13 protein-coding genes are annotated in these 17,322 nt (G+C 68.5%); 4 read left to right on the plus strand and 9 right to left on the minus strand.

All coding sequences use genetic code 11. The features are described from left to right. Positions 1 to 6: 6 nt before the first annotated feature. From G5C60_RS27000 to G5C60_RS27015, 4 genes are all read right to left on the minus strand, one after another. Positions 7 to 669: a response regulator transcription factor gene (locus tag G5C60_RS27000; RefSeq protein ID WP_165263522.1), complete on the minus strand. Its 663-nt coding sequence runs from the start codon at positions 667 to 669 to the stop codon at positions 7 to 9. A gap of 263 nt (positions 670 to 932) precedes the next feature. Beyond that, complete coding sequence (locus G5C60_RS27005; RefSeq protein WP_165263523.1) at positions 933 to 1,796, minus strand: class I SAM-dependent methyltransferase; 864 nt, start codon at positions 1,794 to 1,796, stop codon at positions 933 to 935. Between the two features lie 199 nt (positions 1,797 to 1,995). Next, positions 1,996 to 3,702 (minus strand): glycoside hydrolase family 6 protein, encoded by a 1,707-nt coding sequence (locus G5C60_RS27010; RefSeq protein WP_165263524.1) that lies wholly within the window; start codon positions 3,700 to 3,702, stop codon positions 1,996 to 1,998. Between the two features lie 12 nt (positions 3,703 to 3,714). After that, a complete protein-coding gene (locus tag G5C60_RS27015; RefSeq protein ID WP_165263525.1) occupies positions 3,715 to 5,208 on the minus strand; it encodes a cellulase family glycosylhydrolase in 1,494 nt (497 codons plus the stop codon). Between the two features lie 265 nt (positions 5,209 to 5,473). Here G5C60_RS27015 and G5C60_RS27020 point away from each other — a divergent pair, with 265 nt between their 5' ends. After that, positions 5,474 to 8,386: a glycoside hydrolase family 48 protein gene (locus G5C60_RS27020; RefSeq protein ID WP_165263526.1), complete on the plus strand. Its 2,913-nt coding sequence runs from the start codon at positions 5,474 to 5,476 to the stop codon at positions 8,384 to 8,386. Between the two features lie 279 nt (positions 8,387 to 8,665). Further along, on the plus strand, positions 8,666 to 11,299 hold the full coding sequence (locus tag G5C60_RS27025; protein WP_338145938.1) for a cellulose binding domain-containing protein: 2,634 nt from the start codon (positions 8,666 to 8,668) through the stop codon (positions 11,297 to 11,299). A gap of 88 nt (positions 11,300 to 11,387) precedes the next feature. On the opposite strand, the gene G5C60_RS27030 is transcribed toward G5C60_RS27025, so the two are convergent. From G5C60_RS27030 to G5C60_RS27040, 3 genes are all read right to left on the minus strand, one after another. Then, on the minus strand, positions 11,388 to 12,002 hold the full coding sequence (locus tag G5C60_RS27030; RefSeq protein WP_165263528.1) for a dihydrofolate reductase family protein: 615 nt from the start codon (positions 12,000 to 12,002) through the stop codon (positions 11,388 to 11,390). Between the two features lie 93 nt (positions 12,003 to 12,095). Beyond that, positions 12,096 to 13,952, minus strand: coding sequence for a rhamnogalacturonan lyase family protein (locus tag G5C60_RS27035; protein WP_165263529.1), 1,857 nt, complete (start codon positions 13,950 to 13,952; stop codon positions 12,096 to 12,098). 91 nt (positions 13,953 to 14,043) lie between these two features. Further along, positions 14,044 to 14,997: a WYL domain-containing protein gene (locus tag G5C60_RS27040; RefSeq protein ID WP_165263530.1), complete on the minus strand. Its 954-nt coding sequence runs from the start codon at positions 14,995 to 14,997 to the stop codon at positions 14,044 to 14,046. A 74-nt stretch (positions 14,998 to 15,071) separates the two neighbouring features. Here G5C60_RS27040 and G5C60_RS27045 point away from each other — a divergent pair, with 74 nt between their 5' ends. Next, a complete protein-coding gene (locus G5C60_RS27045; RefSeq protein WP_165263537.1) occupies positions 15,072 to 15,551 on the plus strand; it encodes a hypothetical protein in 480 nt (159 codons plus the stop codon). Continuing rightward, positions 15,548 to 16,036, plus strand: a complete 489-nt coding sequence (locus G5C60_RS27050) for a hypothetical protein (RefSeq protein WP_165263531.1) — start codon at positions 15,548 to 15,550, stop codon at positions 16,034 to 16,036. The genes G5C60_RS27045 and G5C60_RS27050 overlap by 4 nt, the downstream gene beginning before the upstream one ends. Here G5C60_RS27050 and G5C60_RS27055 read toward each other — a convergent pair. Beyond that, positions 15,993 to 16,733: a methyltransferase domain-containing protein gene (locus G5C60_RS27055; RefSeq protein WP_165263536.1), complete on the minus strand. Its 741-nt coding sequence runs from the start codon at positions 16,731 to 16,733 to the stop codon at positions 15,993 to 15,995. The two genes, G5C60_RS27050 and G5C60_RS27055, sit on opposite strands and share 44 nt — an antisense overlap. Before the next feature lie 8 nt (positions 16,734 to 16,741). Then, positions 16,742 to 17,047 carry a 4a-hydroxytetrahydrobiopterin dehydratase gene (locus tag G5C60_RS27060; RefSeq protein WP_165263532.1) on the minus strand — a complete coding sequence of 102 codons (306 nt, stop codon included), beginning with the start codon at positions 17,045 to 17,047 and terminating at the stop codon, positions 16,742 to 16,744. Positions 17,048 to 17,322: the final 275 nt, after the last annotated feature.

Below are 17,322 nucleotides of genomic sequence, written 5' to 3' on the forward strand. Positions count from 1 at the left end.
CGGAATTCACTCGGTCTGGACTGTGTCGTGATATCCGAAGGACCGCTTCGCATACAGGGCGGTCTGTACTCGATTCGGCGTACCCAACTTGGCGTAGATACGGCTGAGGTAATTGCGCACGGTCTTCGGGCTGATCCCGAGAGAGCGGGCGATGTGACCGGTTTCGTGGTCGTCGGCGATCATCGAGAGGATCTGCCGTTCCCGGCCGGTGAGCCGGGAAATCGGCGAGGCCCCGTCCTCCGGCTGTCCGGAGACCAGTTGGAGGAGATGGCTCGCGATGGCCGGCGAGAAGACCGCGCCTTCCCGGTAGACCGTGACGAGCGCGTCGCGCAGTTCTCCGGCGTTGATCGCGCGCGAGAGATAGGCGTTCGCCCCTGCCTGGAAGGCCTCCCGCACATAGACCGGCTGCTGGTGGGAGGCCAGGAACACGATCCGCACGTGGGCGGACTCCCGCCGGATCGCGCGGGTCGTCTCCACGCCGCCCATGCCGGGCAACCGCAAGCCCATGAGGACGATGTGCGGGCGGTGGACGCGCAGTTGCCGTAACGCGGACGCGCCGTCGCGGGCCACCGCGACCACGCTGAACTCGCTGAAACCGTCGAGAAGCTTGTGCAGGCCTTCCAGGACGATCTGTTCGTCGTCGACCAGTTGAATTTTAATCGATGACATTCATGATCCTTCGGTTCGCATGAAACGAAAGCGAAAGATCCGTAATACGCGGGCGTAGCGCCGAGCCCCCGTTTTCTGGATTCCTTCGTCGGTGAATAGCCGCGCATTGCGATGCTACCCCACCGACCTACTCGATCGTCACGTCCGACAAGACCGCTGAAGCAAAAATCACATCCCCGAATTTCTCTCCGGGTCGAGAAGTCGGCCGACGGTCGAGAAATCGAACGCGTCGAATAATTCCACGAGGGAGCTCAGCACATGTGTTACGCCGCCTTCACTCCGACATACACCGTCTGCGCCACCAGTACGAACACGTCAGGACGGTGGTGGATGCTCGCCTTGTCGTCCGGGTCGAGGAGGCGGTCGAGGGTCGCGAGGTCGTCGGCGTCGAGGCTGTCGGCCAGCCCCTCCCGGCGATGGGTGAGGACGGTGGCCACGAAAGCGCGGGCCTCGTCCGGGACGGGGGCGGGGACGTCGAGGAGGAAGGTACGGGTCGCGGTGTGGCGCAGGCCCGCGGCGGCCAGCAGGGCGGGCCAGTCCTCGGTCTCCTCCACCGAGCCGGGCAACTCGGCCCGCATCCTGGTGAACCACTCCTCCTGCACCGCGTCCAGGCGTGCCTGGAGGCCGGGGCGGCCGATGCCGAGGTCGCGCGGGAGGTAGCGGGAGGGAAGGCCGCCTTCGAGGAGGGCGAGGACGCCGCCGGGCGCGAGGCGGCGGGCGAAGTCGGTGAGGGCGGCGCGCTGGTCGCCGACGTGGTGCAGGGACCTGCTGGCCCACAGCAGGTCGGCGGGGTACTCCAAGTCGCCCAGGCCATCGGCGAGTTCGGATTCCAGGGTGCTGAAACGGTCGGCGATCCCCTGGTCGGCGGCGCGGGATCGGGCACGTTCCAGGAGGGGTGCGGCCCCGTCCACGGCGACGACCCGCGCCCGCGGAAACGTGTCGGCGAGGAGGCAGGAGACGACGCCGGGCCCACTGCCCACGTCCGCGATCAGCTCCGGCTCGGGTTTCCACTCCCGCAGCCAGTCCGCCGCCTGCCGATAGAGCGGGGAGAACAGCTCCGCCTCCTGCTCCAGCATGGGAAGCCACTCGGCGAAGTCGATCTGTGCGTGATCGTGCTGGTGTGCCATGATTCCGGGCCTCTCGTTCGGGATACGCCCAGCGTGCCTCCGGAGTCCCTGAAACGGCCACTCGTGTTGCGCAAACAGCAAACTGAAGCGGGAAATGGAGCGGAAGGAAAACGCCGTTCCCCGAGCCCCGTAAGGGGCGCGGGGAACGGCGCGACCAGCCACAGCGAACCCGCAGCTTCGAACCGCTGACCCAGCGGAGCTACAGCGCGGGGTACGCGTTCTTCATGAGCTCCTGGAACTGGGCCGAGAACCAGTGTCCTGACAGGGGCGCGTTCGGCAGCGCGCCGGACATGTTGTTGTTGTTCCGCGGGTTGCCGGGGTACGTCGGGTCGCACATCCGGTCGAAGCCCTTGCCCTCGGTGTTGTCGATGGCGGTGCTCGAACCGTCCGACTCACCCGGCGGCTTCATCCACACGTAGGCGTCGATGCCGGTCGCCGGCGCCGCCTGCGGGCGTTCGCCGAGGCCCGCGCCCGACTGGTTGCACCAGTTTCCGAGGTGGATGCGCCGGTCGTAACGGCCGCCGTCGACGTAGGTGTTGACGTTGGTCGTCGCGCCGGGACCGGTGGGCCGGGCCGTGCCGCCCCAGCCGTTGCGGGAGGTGTCGATCAGCATGCCGAGCTTGGAGTCGAAGCCGATCGAGACGAGGTGGTTGCGCATGGCCTGTGCGTACGACAGCTCGTCGACGTACTGGTTCCAGTCGATCCAACTCGAGGTACGGACCGAGGCGCCGCCCACGGAGTCGCTGACCTTGAAGTGGTCTTCCTTCAGGGCGCTGTAGTTGGCGGTGTTCACGATGAAGCCGTGCACATCGGCGACGGTCGCGCCCTCGGCGGTGGCGGCCTGCTTGAAGAGGTCGGCGGAGGGCCCGAAGTTGGTGTCCCAGCCGAGCCAGCCGTGGTGTCCGGCGTCCACGTAGTTGTAGACGTTGGGCGCGTCACCGAGCTTGTTCAGCGCGTAGCCGACGCCCTTGATGTAGTTGCCGTTCGCCTTCATCGTGTCGCAGTTGGGAGTGGCGGTGGGACGCGGCGTGACGTTCGTGACCAGGTTCGGCAGCGAGTCGATCTCGACGGTCGTGACGATCCGCAGATCCGCGTACTTGGTGTCCTTGAGGATCGCCGCGATCGGGTCGATGTACTGAGTCTTGTACTTGTCGATCTCCGTCGCGCCGAGTTCGCCGTTGGAGGCGAGGGCCGAGCAGTCACGGCCAGGCAGGTTGTAGATGACGAGCTGGACGACCAGCTCGTCGGAGCCCTTCTGTGTCAGCGCCTCGTCGAGATGGTCGCGCAGGCCCATGCCGCCGTTCACGCCGTTGATCGCGGCGGTCCGGTCGAGCCACACACCTGTCGGCTGGTTGGCGATCCGGCTGCCGCCGGTCTCCGCGCGGGCCTTCGCCGCCCACTCCGGGTTCACGTACACCTTGGCGCCCGAGTACGGGTTGTCGACCTTGGGCCCTGCCGGGTCCGGCGGGTCGGTGGGGCCGCCGCCTCCGTCGACGTTGCAGGTCACGCCGTCGAGGGTGAAGGTCGTGGGCATCGCGTTGGTGCCGCTGTAAGTGCCGTTGAAGCCGAAGCTCACCGAACCGCCGGTCGCCAGCGTCCCGTTGTAGCTCTCGTTGGCGGCGGTGGCGGCGGTGCCGCTCTGGCTGAGCTTCGCGTTCCAGCCGCTGGTGATCTTCTGGTTTCCGGCGTACGACCACTTCACGGCCCAACTCGACTTGGCCGCACTGTTGTTGGTGACGGTGACCGCGGCGGTGAAGCCGGAGTCCCACTGGTTCTGCACCTTGTAGTCCACGGTGCAGGGGACGGCGGCCACGCCGACGTCCGGGGGCATCGCCGCGACGGCGGCGCCCGCGGTGCCGGCGACCATCGCCAGTGCCGCTAACAGTGCTGTTCTTGTACGGCTCATGTGTGCGGGTTCCTATCCGTTGAGGGAGCGCAGGTGATCGCGCAGCCCGATGCCGAACGACGTGGGTGTGCCGTCGTAGTCGGAGATGAGGGCAGGACCTGAGGTGCAGTTCCAGGTGTTCCAGGTCCAGCCGAGGTAGGACTGCTCGTGCTCGTCGAACCACCTCATGACGCGGTCGATGAAGGAGTGTGCGCAGGTGTTCTCGCCGATCTCGCCCGCCACGAGCGGCACTTGGGCGGCGACCGGGGCGAGCGTGGAGTCCCAGCAGCTCTCGTTGGAGCAGGTGTTGAAGTTGTAGACGTGCCAGGCGGCGGCGAGATTGCCCGCCGGATCGTCGGGCTTGTACGTCAGCCACTGGCTCAGGTCGTTCGAGTACGCGAGACCGCCCGCCAGGATCACGTTCCTGGCGCCGGTGTCACGTATCGCGTCGATCAGGTCCTGCATCCCGGCGACCTCGTAACCGATGCCGGGACAGGTGCCGCCGTCGCGCCAGCAGGTCCACGCCTGGGTGGCGGTGGATGTCGCACGGTCCGGGTAGGGCTCGTTGAACAGGTCGAAGACGACGGTCGGGTCGTCCTTGAAGGTGCTCGCGACCGACGCCCAGAAGGACGGTGTGTACTGCGCGTTGGGCATCGGCTTCTGGCAGCTGGCGTGCACGTCGGAGCAGCCCGCCGAGTTGCCCGTGTACTGGCCGTGGGACCAGTGCAGTTCGAGCATCGGCGTCATGCCGTTCGCCTCGACCTTGGTCACCAGGTCCTTGACGGCGGCGATGTAGTTGGCGCCGGCGTACTCGGGCTTGATGTTGGACAGACCCAGCCAGCACTCCTCGTTGAGCGGAATGCGGACCGTGTTGGCGTTCCAGTCGGCGATCGCCTTGACCGAGGCGTCGTCGACCGGGCCATCCCAGATGCCGAAGCCCTGGACGCACATGAACTCGCCGCCGGAGCGGTTGACGCCGAGCAGCCGCCGGGTGGCGCCCCTCTCGTCGACCAGCTTGTTCCCGGAGACCTTCAGCACGGGCGGGCCCACCGTCGGATCCGGCGGATCCGGCGGATCCGGCGGATCCGGCGGATCCGACGGGCCTGGCTCCGCGTCCACGTTGCACGTCGTCCCGTTGAGCTTGAACGACTTGGGCGCGGCCGTGCTCCCCGGCCCCGAGGCGAGGAACCCGGCGCTGACGCTCGCTCCCGAGCCCAGCGCTCCGTTCCAGTTCTCGTTGGCCGCGGTCACGGTCGTCCCGGACTGGGACCACTTCGCGTTCCAGCCCTGGCTGACCTTCTGTCCGCCGGCCAGGTCGAAGGAGAGACTCCAACTGCTCAGCGCGGCGGTGCTGTTGGTGAGCTTCACGGCACCCTGGAAGCCGGTGTCCCACTGGCTGGTGACGGAGTACTCCACCGTGCAAGCGGGTGCGGCTGCGGAAGCCGTACCGACCGGTGCGATCGCGGACGCCACGAGGGCGACCGCCGCACCGGCCACTAAAAGACATAAACGCGGGGGGTGTCGCATGAGCGACTCCTTGCAGCTCTGACGCGTCGTGACGGACGCGTCGACTGATGGAATCGCTCCCACTGGTGCGGATGAAGGTAGCGCCAAGTGACGGTAAAGGACAGAGGAGTCGACGCCTTTCCCGCAGATGTCCGCATCGAATCTTTTCGACTCTTCAAACACCTTGACCCCTCACACCCCTCTCCCCAATATGGGAGCGCTCCCACTGGTTCAAGGCTTGTTGCTCCTCCCCACATCTCCGAGCCGCAAGGAGAGGAACCAGAACATGGCAGGCAGAAAGAGACGCCGTGCGCGGCGGTTATGGACTGCTGTCGCGGCGGCCCTCGCACTCCCCCTCACCACGCTGGCGACGGGTTCAACTCCCGCACAGGCGGCGGCAGTTCAGTGCAGCGTCGACTACAAGACCAATGACTGGGGTTCCGGTTTCACGGCTGATCTGACGATCACGAACCGTGGCTCGGACGCCATCGACGACTGGACCCTGACGTACGACTACGCGGGCAACCAGAAGCTCGGCAACGGCTGGAGCGGCACCTGGTCACAGTCCGGCAAGACGGTCACGGTCAAGAGCGCCTCGTTCAACTCGAGGATCGCCGCCGGAGCCGCCGTCAGCACCGGCGCGCAGTTCACGTACAGCGGCACGAACGCCGCGCCGACCAGCTTCGCCGTCAACGGCACCACGTGCGCCGGCGCCCACCAGCCGCCGATCACCGTGCTGACCAGCCCCGCCGCGGGCGCCGTCTACACGCAGGGCGACGCGGTGCCGCTGGCCGCCACCGCGGCGGCCGCCGACGACGCGACGATCAGCAAGGTCGAGTTCTACGACGACACGAAACTTCTCGGTACGGACACCACGTCGCCGTACACGCTCTCGGTCAATAGCTTGACCGTGGGCAGTCATTCTATGGTGGCCAAGGCATACGACAGCCTGGGCGCCTCGGCGGACTCCACACCGGTCGGCATCACGGTCGCCTCGGGTCCCGCCGTGGTGGCCTCACCGGCCCAACTCGGCGTCCAGCAGGGCAAGACGGGCACCTTCGAGGTGAAGCTGTCGACGCAGCCGTCCTCGAATGTGACCGTGTCGACCGCCCGCACGGACGGCAACACGGGCCTGTCGGTCACCGGCGGATCGTCGCTCACCTTCACGCCGTCGAACTGGAACACGGCCCAGAAGGTGACCATCACGGCCGACAACTCCGGCACCGGCTCGGCGACCTTCGAGTCGACGGCCGCCGGGCACGCCAAGGCCACGGTCACCGCCACCCAGCTCGCCGCGACGAAGGCGTACGACGCCCGGTTCCTGGAGCTCTACGGCAAGATCACCGATCCGGCGAACGGCTACTTCTCCCCCGAGGGCATCCCGTACCACTCGGTCGAGACACTGATCGTCGAGGCGCCGGACAACGGCCATCAGACGACGTCGGAGGCGTACAGCTACCTGATCTGGCTGCAGGCCATGTACGGCAAGGTCACCGGCGACTGGACCAGGTTCAACGCCGCGTGGGAGACCATGGAGAAGTTCATGATCCCCACGAAGGCGGACCAGCCGACGAACTCCTTCTACAACGCGTCCAAGCCCGCGACGTACGCGCCCGAGCTGGACACCCCCGAGGAGTACCCGGCGAAGCTCGACACCGGCGTCTCGGTCGGCTCGGACCCGATCGCCTCGGAGCTGAAGAGCGCGTACGGCACGGACGACATCTACGGCATGCACTGGCTGCAGGACGTCGACAACGTCTACGGCTACGGCAACTCGCCGGGCAAGTGCGAAGCGGGCCCGGCCGACACCGGCCCGTCGTACATCAACACCTTCCAGCGCGGCTCGCAGGAGTCGGTGTGGGAGACGGTGCCGCAGCCGACCTGTGACGCCTTCAAGTACGGCGGCAAGAACGGGTACTTGGACTTGTTCACCGGTGACGCCTCCTACGCGAAGCAGTGGAAGTTCACCAACGCGCCGGACGCCGACGCGCGTGCCGTGCAGGCCGCCTACTGGGCCGACGTCTGGGCCGAGCAGCAGGGCAAGGGCTCCGAGGTCTCGGCGACCCTCGGCAAGGCCGCGAAGATGGGCGACTACCTGCGCTACTCCATGTACGACAAGTACTACAAGAAAGTCGGCAACTGCGTCGGTCCGTCGACGTGTCCTGCCGGCACCGGCAAGGACTCCTCGCACTACCTGATGTCCTGGTACTACTCCTGGGGCGGCGCCACCGACACCGCGGCGGGCTGGTCATGGCGCATCGGTTCCAGCCACGCCCACGGCGGCTACCAGAACCCCCTGGCCGCGTACGCGCTGAGCTCGTACGCCGACCTGAAGCCCAAGTCGGCGACGGGACAGGCGGACTGGGCCAAGTCGCTCGACCGGCAGCTTGAGTTCTACCGCTGGCTCCAGTCGGACGAGGGTGCCATCGCGGGCGGTGCCACCAACAGCTGGAAGGGCCGTTACGCGACCCCGCCGGCCGGGACGCCGACCTTCTACGGCATGTACTACGACGAGAAGCCGGTGTACCACGACCCGCCGTCCAACCAGTGGTTCGGCTTCCAGGCGTGGTCCATGGAGCGGGTCGCCGAGTACTACCAGCAGACGGGTGACGCGGACGCCAAGGCCGTCCTCGACAAGTGGGTCGACTGGGCACTGGCCAACACCACGGTCAACCCCGACGGCACCTTCCGCATCCCGAACACGCTCCAGTGGTCGGGCGCCCCCGACACCTGGAACGCCTCAAGTCCCGGCGCCAACAGCGGACTTCACGTCACCGTCGCCGACTACACCAACGACGTCGGTGTCGCCGCCGCATACGCCAAGACCCTGACGTACTACGCCGACAAGTCCGGTGACACCCAGGCGAAGACCACGGCGAAGGCACTGCTCGACGGCATGTGGGCGAACAACCAGGACGCGCTGGGCATCGCGGTCCCGGAGACCCGCGCCGACTACAACCGCTTCGACGACGCGGTGGTCGTCCCGAACGGCTGGACCGGGAAGATGCCGAACGGCGACACGATCGACTCGTCGTCCACCTTCGACTCGATCCGTTCCTTCTACAAGAACGACCCGGCGTTTTCGAAGATCGAGAGCTATCTCGCGGGCGGCGCCGCGCCCACGTTCACGTACCACCGGTTCTGGGCCCAGGCGGACATAGCCCTCGCCATGGGCTCGTACGCGGAGCTACTCGAATAGCCCCCGCCAAGCGCTCCGCGTGGAGGGCGGTACTTCGGCTGCGGGCCGTGTGTGGCTGGTCGCGCAGTTCCCCGCGCCCTAAGGGGCGCGGGTGCAGCACCGCCGTTTCGCCGGAGCCGCTTGAGCTCCGCGTACAGGGCCCTGACGTGAAGGGCCCAAGGCCGGGCGGGCCGCCTCCTGACGGGGGCCCGCCCGGCCGTCTCGCCTTTCCATCCCCCGCTTTCGGAGAGGACCCCCACCGTGCGAAGAACCGTCAGAAGGTGTCGTGTTCTCACGACCGTGCTCGCCCTCGCGGCCGGTCTCCTCGCGGGCAGTCCGTCCGCGCTGGCCGCCGAGGTCCCCGAGAAGTCGGTGCGCATCGCCGCCGACACCTACACCTGGAAGAACGCCCGGATCGACGGCGGTGGCTTCGTCCCCGGCATCGTCTTCAACCGGAGCGAGAAGAACCTCGCGTACGCCCGCACCGACATCGGCGGCGCCTATCGCTGGCAGGAGTCGTCGAAGACCTGGACCCCGCTGCTCGACTCCGTCGGCTGGGACGACTGGGGCCACACCGGCGTCGTGAGCCTCGCCTCGGACTCCGTCGACCCGGACAAGGTGTACGCGGCGGTCGGCACGTACACGAACAGCTGGGACCCCGGCAACGGAGCCGTGCTCAGGTCCGCCGACCGTGGCGCGAGCTGGCAGAAGGCCGACCTGCCGTTCAAGCTGGGCGGCAATATGCCGGGACGCGGTATGGGCGAGCGACTGGCCGTGGACCCGCACAAGAACAGCGTGCTGTACCTGGGCGCCCCGAGCGGCAAGGGCCTGTGGCGCTCCACGGACTCGGGCGCCTCCTGGTCGCAGGTGACGAACTTCCCCAACGTCGGCAACTACGTGCAGGATCCGAGCGACACGAGCGGCTACGCCTCCGACAACCAGGGGATCGCCTGGGTCACCTTCGACGAGTCGACGGGCACGTCGGGGAACGCCACGAAGACGGTCTACGTCGGGGTCGCCGACAAGGACAACGCGGTCTACCGCTCGACGGACGCGGGTGCCACCTGGTCCCGCCTCGCCGGGCAGCCCACGGGATACCTGGCCCACAAGGGCGTGCTCGACGCCGAGAACGGCTACCTCTATCTCGCGTACAGCGACAAGGGCGGGCCGTACGACGGCGGCAAGGGCCAGTTGTGGCGGTACGCGACGCGGACGGGGGCCTGGACGAACATCAGCCCCGTCGCGGAGGCCGACACGTTCTACGGCTTCAGCGGGCTGACCGTGGACCGGCAGAACCCGGGCACGGTGATGACGACCGCGTACAGCGCCTGGTGGCCGGACACGCAGATCTTCCGCTCCACGGACAGCGGCGGCACCTGGACGAAGGCCTGGGACTACACCTCGTATCCCGACCGCTCGAACCGCTACACGATGGACGTCTCGTCCTCGCCGTGGCTGACCTGGGGCGCCAACCCGTCACCGCCCGAACAGACCCCCAAACTCGGCTGGATGACCGAGGCGCTGGAGATCGACCCGTTCGACTCGGACCGGATGATGTACGGGACGGGCGCGACGGTCTACGGCACCGAGGACCTCGGCAAGTGGGACAGCGGCGGCCAGTTCACCATCAAGCCGATGGTGCGGGGTCTGGAGGAGACGGCCGTCAACGACCTCGCCGCTCCCCCGTCCGGCGGGGCGCAGTTGTTCAGCGCGCTCGGTGACATCGGCGGCTTCCGGCACACGGATCTCACCAAGGTGCCGTCGATGATGTTCACTTCGCCGAACTTCACCACGACGACGAGTCTGGACTTCGCCGAGAGCAATCCTGGGACCGTGGTGCGGGTCGGGAACCTCGACTCGGGTCCGCATGTCGCCTTCTCCACGGACAACGGCGCCAACTGGTTTGCCGGGACGGACCCTTCGGGCGTCTCCGGCGGCGGCACCGTCGCTTCGGCCTCCGACGGCAGCCGCTTCGTGTGGAGCCCGGAGGGTGCGGGCGTGCACTATGCGACCGGGTTCGGCTCGTCGTGGTCGGCGTCGAGCGGGATTCCCGCGGGCGCGATCGTGGAGTCCGACCGGGTCGATCCGAAGACCTTCTACGGCTTCAAGTCCGGGAAGTTCTACGTCAGTTCGGACGGCGGCGCGACGTTCACCGCGTCCTCGGCCAGTGGCCTGCCGAGCGGCGACAGCGTGCGCTTCAAGGCGCTGCCCGGCACGAAGGGCGACATCTGGCTGGCGGGCGGCGCGAGCGACGGCGCGTACGGGCTGTGGCACTCGACGGACGGCGGCGCGAACTTCACCAAGCTGACGGGCGTCGAGCAGGCCGACACCATCGGCTTCGGCAAGGCGGCGGCCGGCGCCTCGTACCAGACGCTCTACACCAGCGCGAAGATCGGCGGCGTACGCGGCATCTTCCGCTCCACGGACCGCGGCGCGACCTGGACGCGCATCAACGACGACGCCCACCAGTGGGGCTGGACGGGTGCGGCCATCACCGGCGATCCCCGGGTGTACGGGCGGGTGTACGTGTCCACGAACGGGCGCGGGGTCGTCTACGGCGACACGGCGGGCGCTTCCGACGGCGGCGGTACGGATCCGGGCCCTTCGCCGACGGGCGCCTGCGCGGTGACGTACAAGGTGACGAGTCAGTGGTCGGGCGGTTTCCAGGGTGAGGTGCAGCTGACCAATACGGGGAGCGGTGCCTGGGACGGCTGGTCGCTGGCCTGGTCCTTCGCGGACGGTCAGAAGGTCACGCAGCTGTGGAACGCCGAGTACACGCAGTCGGGCTCGGCGGTCATGGCGAAGAACGTGGGCTGGAACGGGAAGGTGGCGGCCGGTTCCTCGGTGAGCTTCGGCTTCACGGGAAGCTCGTCGGGGTCGAACGGGAAACCGGCCGCCTTCAAGGTGGGTGATCAGACCTGCACAGTGAGGTGACCCCACAGTGAGGTGACTACACGGTGAGGTGACTACCTGCCGTTGACCGCCCGGGCGATGCCCGGGCGGTGAGCCGGCTGCGACGTGGCTACTGCCCCGGTTGGGACAGGTGGGCCTTGGCCTCGTCGTAGCCGGCCTCGCCCTTGGACTCGGCCAGGGCGTAGACCAGGTGCAGCACGCCGCTCTGGAACGTCTTCGAGGAGAGCAGACGCAGCGGGAGCGTGGTCTCGCCCTCGTCGAAGAGCCGCATGCCGTGGCGTACGGCGATCGGGTGCACCAGCAGGTGCAGCTCGTCCAGCAGGCCCGCGGCCAGCAGCTGGCGGACGACGGAGATCGAGCCGCTCAGGGAGATGACCCCGCCCTGCTCGTTCTTCAACGCGGTGACGCCGTCGATGAGGTCGCCCTCGAGCTGCTCGGAATTTCGCCACGTGAACTCGAGCTTCTGGTGCGACGCCACGATCTTTCGCGAGTCGCCGAGGATCTTGGCGAAGCCGGCGTCCTCGCCGCCGGCCGCCTCACGCTCAGGCCATGCCTCGGCGAAGCCCTCGTAGGTCTTGCGGCCGAACAGGATGGTGTCGACCCCGTCGAACAGCGAGCCGACGGCGGCGCCCATCTCGTCGTCGAAGTACGGAAAGTGCCACTGGTCGGGCGCCTCCACGACCTGGTCGAGCGAGATGAACAGACCTGCGGTGATCTTCCTCATGCGGTTCCTCCCGTAATGGTGGTCGGTGCACATCTTCGCCTGTTCAGACCGTGAAGGACGGACGAACTCATCGGTACGGAGTGTGCCGAGCCCTCAGGGGGTGTAGACGGTCGGGCGAGGAGTCGTCGCCATGCCGCTGCCGATGTGGAAGCTCGGGTGCGGCGGCTGGTTGTAAGCCGTGTTCTGCCAGGCCAGCGCGGTGCGGTACATCGGGTCGTGGAGCAGGGTGGTGATCTTCGTGCTGGTCTGGTGCGGGGTCGAGTAGATCCTCAGCGCCGTGTTGTCCGCGGTGCGCCAGACGACCTCCTCGCGCCAGTCGCCGAGGATGTCGCCGGAGAGCGCCGGGGTCGCCTTGGTGCCGTTGTTGGACGCGACGGAGGCGCCGGTCAGCAGACGGGTGTCACCGCTCGTGCCGTACTTGTCGATGCGCGTGCCGTCGAGGAGTTCGCGCGTGGTGTCGCCGTCCCACCAGTTCACGAAGTTGATGCTGGACGGCTCCCGGCCGAGCGAGGCTCCGCCGGCCGAGCGGAGCGTGGTGTCGGCGGCGGACCAGGACTCGGCGCCGGCCGAACCCGAGTGGATGTCGGCGGAGACACCGCGGCCGTTGTCGGAGCCGGAGGCGGTCTGCCACAGGAGCTGTCCGGTGCGGGCGTCGGCCATCCAGGAACCGGGCTTGGAGCTGTCCTCGGACACCTTGAAGTACTCCAGGCCCGCGCGGGACGGGTTGAGGTCGCCGACATGACCGGCGTCCCCGTGGCCGAGTTTGGTCGTCCACAGGCCGTGTCCGTTGTCGTCCACGGTCATGGCGCCGTACACGATCTCGTCCTTGCCGTCGGCGTCCACGTCCGCGATGGACAGACTGTGGTTGCCCTGGCCGTCGTAGCCCTTGCCGGTGTTGGTCGAGGAGTTGGTGTCGAAGGTCCAGCGGCGCGTGAACTGGCCGTTCCGCCAGTCCCAGGCCGCGATGACCGTACGCGTGTAGTAGCCGCGCGCCATGATCAGCGAGGGCCGTTCGCCGTCCAGGTAGGCCGTGCCGGCGAGGAAGCGGTCGACGCGGTTGCCGTACGAGTCGCCCCACGAGGCGACGTTGCCGCGCGCCGGGACGTAGTCGACCGACTGCATCGCCTTGCCGGTCTGGCCGTTGAACATGGTCAGGAACTCGGGCCCGGACAGCACGTACCCGCCGGAGTTGCGATGGTCGGCGGACGCACTGCCGATCACCGCTCCGGTGCCGTCCTTAGTGCCGTCCGCGGTCTTCATGGCGACCTCGGCCTTGCCGTCGCCGTCGTAGTCGTACACCTGGAACTGCGTGTAGTGCGCGCCCGAGCGGATGTTGCGGCCCAGGTCGATGCGCCACAGGCGGGTGCCGTCCATCTTGATGCCGTCGATGATGGTGTTGCCGGTGACGCCGGACTGGGAGTTGTCCTTGGCGTTGGTCGGCTGCCACTTCAGTACGAAGTCGAGGGCGCCGTCGCCGTCGAGGTCGCCGACGGAGGCGTCATTCGCTTCATAGGTGTAGCCGGAGCCGCCCGCCGGGGGCGTGATCGGTACGTCCTTGTATCCGCCGCGGAACTGGATGGCGTGGACGGAGTCGTCCTGCTCGACCCCGTCCACGATCGCGCGGACCGTGTAGTCGGCGGAGTTGGGGGCGCCGGAGTGGAAGTAGTTCGTGGCGTCGGTGATCGGCGTCGAGTTGACCTTCGTACCGCCCCGGTAGACGTTGAACGACACGTTGCCCGGGTCGGTGCCCAGCCAGCGCCAGCTGACCAGGTTGCCGCTGCCGGTGTGGACGCTGACGACGCCCCGGTCGAGTCCCTCGACCTGCCGGCCGACCGCGGCCTCGGCCGATGCGGCGGTGAGCGCGGTGAGCCCGGCGGCGGCCAGGGCCCCGGTGACGACGGTGGCGAGGAGCAGGCGGATCTTCTTGCGTCTGCGATGCGGGTGCAGCACGGTGACGTACCTCCTGAGTGGGGGCAGAGGGGTTCTACTCCCTCAGTCGCCGCTGGAGGAAGGGGAGTTGCCGCCTTGGGGAAAGCGCTCTCTACGTGTACCTGCGGGCCAGTCCGGTGACCGTCCGCGCGATCCGTTCCCGCAGCTCGGCCGGTTCGAGGACCTCGATGTCCGTGCCGAGGCGCAGGAACTCGTCGTGGGCGCGGTCGATCGACTCGATGGGGAGAGTGGCGCGGGTCCAGCCGTCGGGGTCGCCGGGATCGATGTGGCCGGTGGCCTCGACGGCGCGGGCCGCGGCGCCGGTCAGCCGCACGCCCGGAGCCAGCCGGACCACCGCCTCGCCACGGTGCAGCCGGTCGTGGAAATCTCTTTGGTACGCCGCCCAGTAAGCGGCGAGCTCGAAGTCCTCGGGGCGGCTGAACTCCTCGCCGGTTACGGCCAGTTCGAGGATCTGGTCGACGCGATACGTACGCGGTCCCGGGCCGGCGACCACATACCAGCGGCCCGCCTTGAGAACGAGTCCGTACGGTTCGAGGCGGCGCTCCACGTCGGTGGGCTCACGCCAGCGGCGGTAGCGGACGTGCAGGACGCGGCTGTTCCAGACGGCGTCGGCGACGGCGGGGAGGTACGGGGCCTCGTCGTCCTCCGCATACCAGCCGGGCGCGTCGAGGTGGAAGCGGCCGCTGATGCGGTCGGCGTGCTCGCGCAGCTCGCGCGGGAGAGCCGCGCGGACCTTCAGCTGGGCGGCGGCCAGGACCGAGCCGAGCCCGAGCTCGGCGGCGGGACCGGGGACGCCCGCGAGGAACAGGGCCTCGGCCTCCTCCGTGGTGAGTCCGGTGAGGCGGGTGCGGTAGCCGTCGAGGAGTCGGTATCCGCCCGCGTGACCGGCGTCGCCGTAGAGCGGAACACCGGCGGCGCTCAGTGCTTCGACGTCCCGGTAGATCGTGCGCACCGAGACCTCCAGCTCCTCGGCGAGCTGGGCGGCCGTGAGCCGCCCTCGCGTCTGGAGGAGCAGCAGGATGGAGACGAGCCGGGCCGATTTCACTCGGCCACGATCTCAGAGTCCACTGACAGAAGGTGTCAGTGAAGCGGGCCTAGCTTCCTGCCATGACAACTTCTGTGGCCTTCAGGGAGAAACTTCTGACCGTGCCGCCGCCCATCGAGGTGGCGGGACGGCGGATCAAGCGCTACCACGTCACGGCGGACCCGGCGGGCATCGCACCCGACGTCGAGGAGGCGGCGTACGCGATGCTTCCGAAGCTGCTCCCGGAACCGGACAACACGCCGCCCGCGACCTTCGTGGTCCTGCACCGGGGTGGCGACGACGGCGCGTACCTCAACGCGTACAGCTGGGTGTGGGACAACGTGCTGCACTTCCGGGGCGCCTCGGCGGGCCAGCCGGTCCTCGGCTGCCCGGACCGCGACCCGACCCACTTCATCGTTCCCGACCTGCCGTGGATCGGTTGCGTCTGGGAACTGCCGCCGATTCTGCACGAACGGGACGCCTGGGTACGCCACATACTCATGCCCGATACCCCTGACCTGGACGGATACCTCGCGGACTCACTGCCCGAGGGCACGACTGGAGACCGCTCATGAGCAGCGCGCACGACTTCGACTTCCTCCACGGCGAGTGGGAGGTCCGCAACCGCCGGCTGGCGGACTTCCTCGACCCGGCCGGCGGATGGCAGGAGTTCGCGGCCACGCAACGCTGCTGGAGTCTCTTCGACGGGGCCGCCAATATCGACGAGATCGACTGCGCGGGCCAGGGCTTCAAGGGGCTGACGCTGCGGCTGTTCGACCAGGAGACCAAGGAGTGGTCGCTGAACTGGTCGTCCAGCCGCACGGGCAAGCTGTTCCCGCCGGTGATCGGTCAGTTCACCGACGGGCGGGGCGAGTTCTTCGGGGACGACACGTACGAAGGCAAGGACGTGCGGGTGCGGTTCGTGTGGTCGGGGATCTCCGATACCACCGCCCGCTGGGAGCAGGCGTTCTCGGTGGACGGCGAGAAGACGTGGGTGACCAACTGGGTCATGGACTTCACGCGTCGCGCGGAATCGGCTTCCGGAACGACCTCAGCTTGAACTCCGGTTCCGGGCGCGGGACATGCTGGTCCGGCAGTTCCTCCAGGCGGGATGCCAGCTTTTCGGTGAGGGGGGCGCCGGGGCGGAGGAGGGTGTACCAGCCGCGTCGTACGTCGGCGGCGGCCCGGGCCGGGGAGCGGCCCTGGCCGCGGCCGCGGAACGTCGAGCGGGCCGCCGGGGTCAGGCCGCTGTCGACGGCGAACCCGGCCACCAGCCGGGCCTCGTCGCGGGCGGCGCGGCGGGGCCGGGGGGCCATGACGGCGTCGATGTCGCTGCCCACGTCGTGTGCGGCGGCCTTGTCGACGGTGGTGACGAAGACGCCGCCCGGCCGCAGGACACGGGCCGCTTCGGCGACCACGAGAGCCGCGTCGTCGAGCAGATGCAGCAGCCAGATCGCCGAGACGGCGTCGAACGAGGCGTCGGGAAAGGGCAGTTGGCGGCAGTCGGCGCGTACGACACGGCCGGGTACCAGCGCGGCGGCCCGGCTCAGCATCCCGCACGCGGCGTCGGCGCCCGTCACGTCGAGGCCGGCCGCCGCGAGACGCCGGGTCACGGTGCCGGTGCCGCAGGCGAGGTCGAGGAGGCTGCGTGCGGACTCGGGGAGCAGTCCGAGTACGGCGCTCGCGGCCTCGGCGGCACGCGGCTCGCCGCCACGGGAGGCGTCGTACCGCTCCGCCTCCTCGTTGTAGTCGAACACCAGGGTGCTCAATGCGCACCGTGCCCTGCGGCGAGCTCCTCGACGCGGCGCGCCAGCTCGAAGTCCCGCTCGGTGACCTTGCCGCCCACGCTGTGCGTGTTCACGGTGAGCGAGACGGAGTGGTAGCCGAGGGTGAGGTCGGAGTGGTGGTCCAGCTCATCCTGCACCCGGGCGATGTGCATGACCATCGCGGCCGCCGCGAAGTGCGAGCGGAGCCGGTAGGAGCGGGCGACCCGGTCCCCGTCGAGCGACCAGCCCGGCAGCTCGGCGAGCCGGTCCTCGATGTCCTTCTGCGACAGCGGTTCGAGAGGCATGGCTGTGCTCCGTTCCGTCGTCCCGTAACGTCCGGTTCTCTCAGCGTGCCACAGGCGGACCGTTCCGGGCCTGGTCAGGCGGGGGCCCGGCGGTCGGCGGCGTATACATTCGGCCGTGATCACCGGCGGGCGGCGCCCTTTCGTACTCGTCACTCCATTCTCTCCCGTCACTCCCGCGGCCGCCCAGAGCCGTGGCTCGACTACGGTCTTCGTATGACCAGGGTCCCGACCTCCGCCGCCGACTCCGACTCCACTTCCCCCTCCGTCTCCCCCTC

The sequence above is a fragment of the Streptomyces scabichelini genome (genome assembly GCF_011045015.1).
In the GTDB taxonomy this organism is placed as follows: domain Bacteria; phylum Actinomycetota; class Actinomycetes; order Streptomycetales; family Streptomycetaceae; genus Streptomyces; species Streptomyces scabichelini.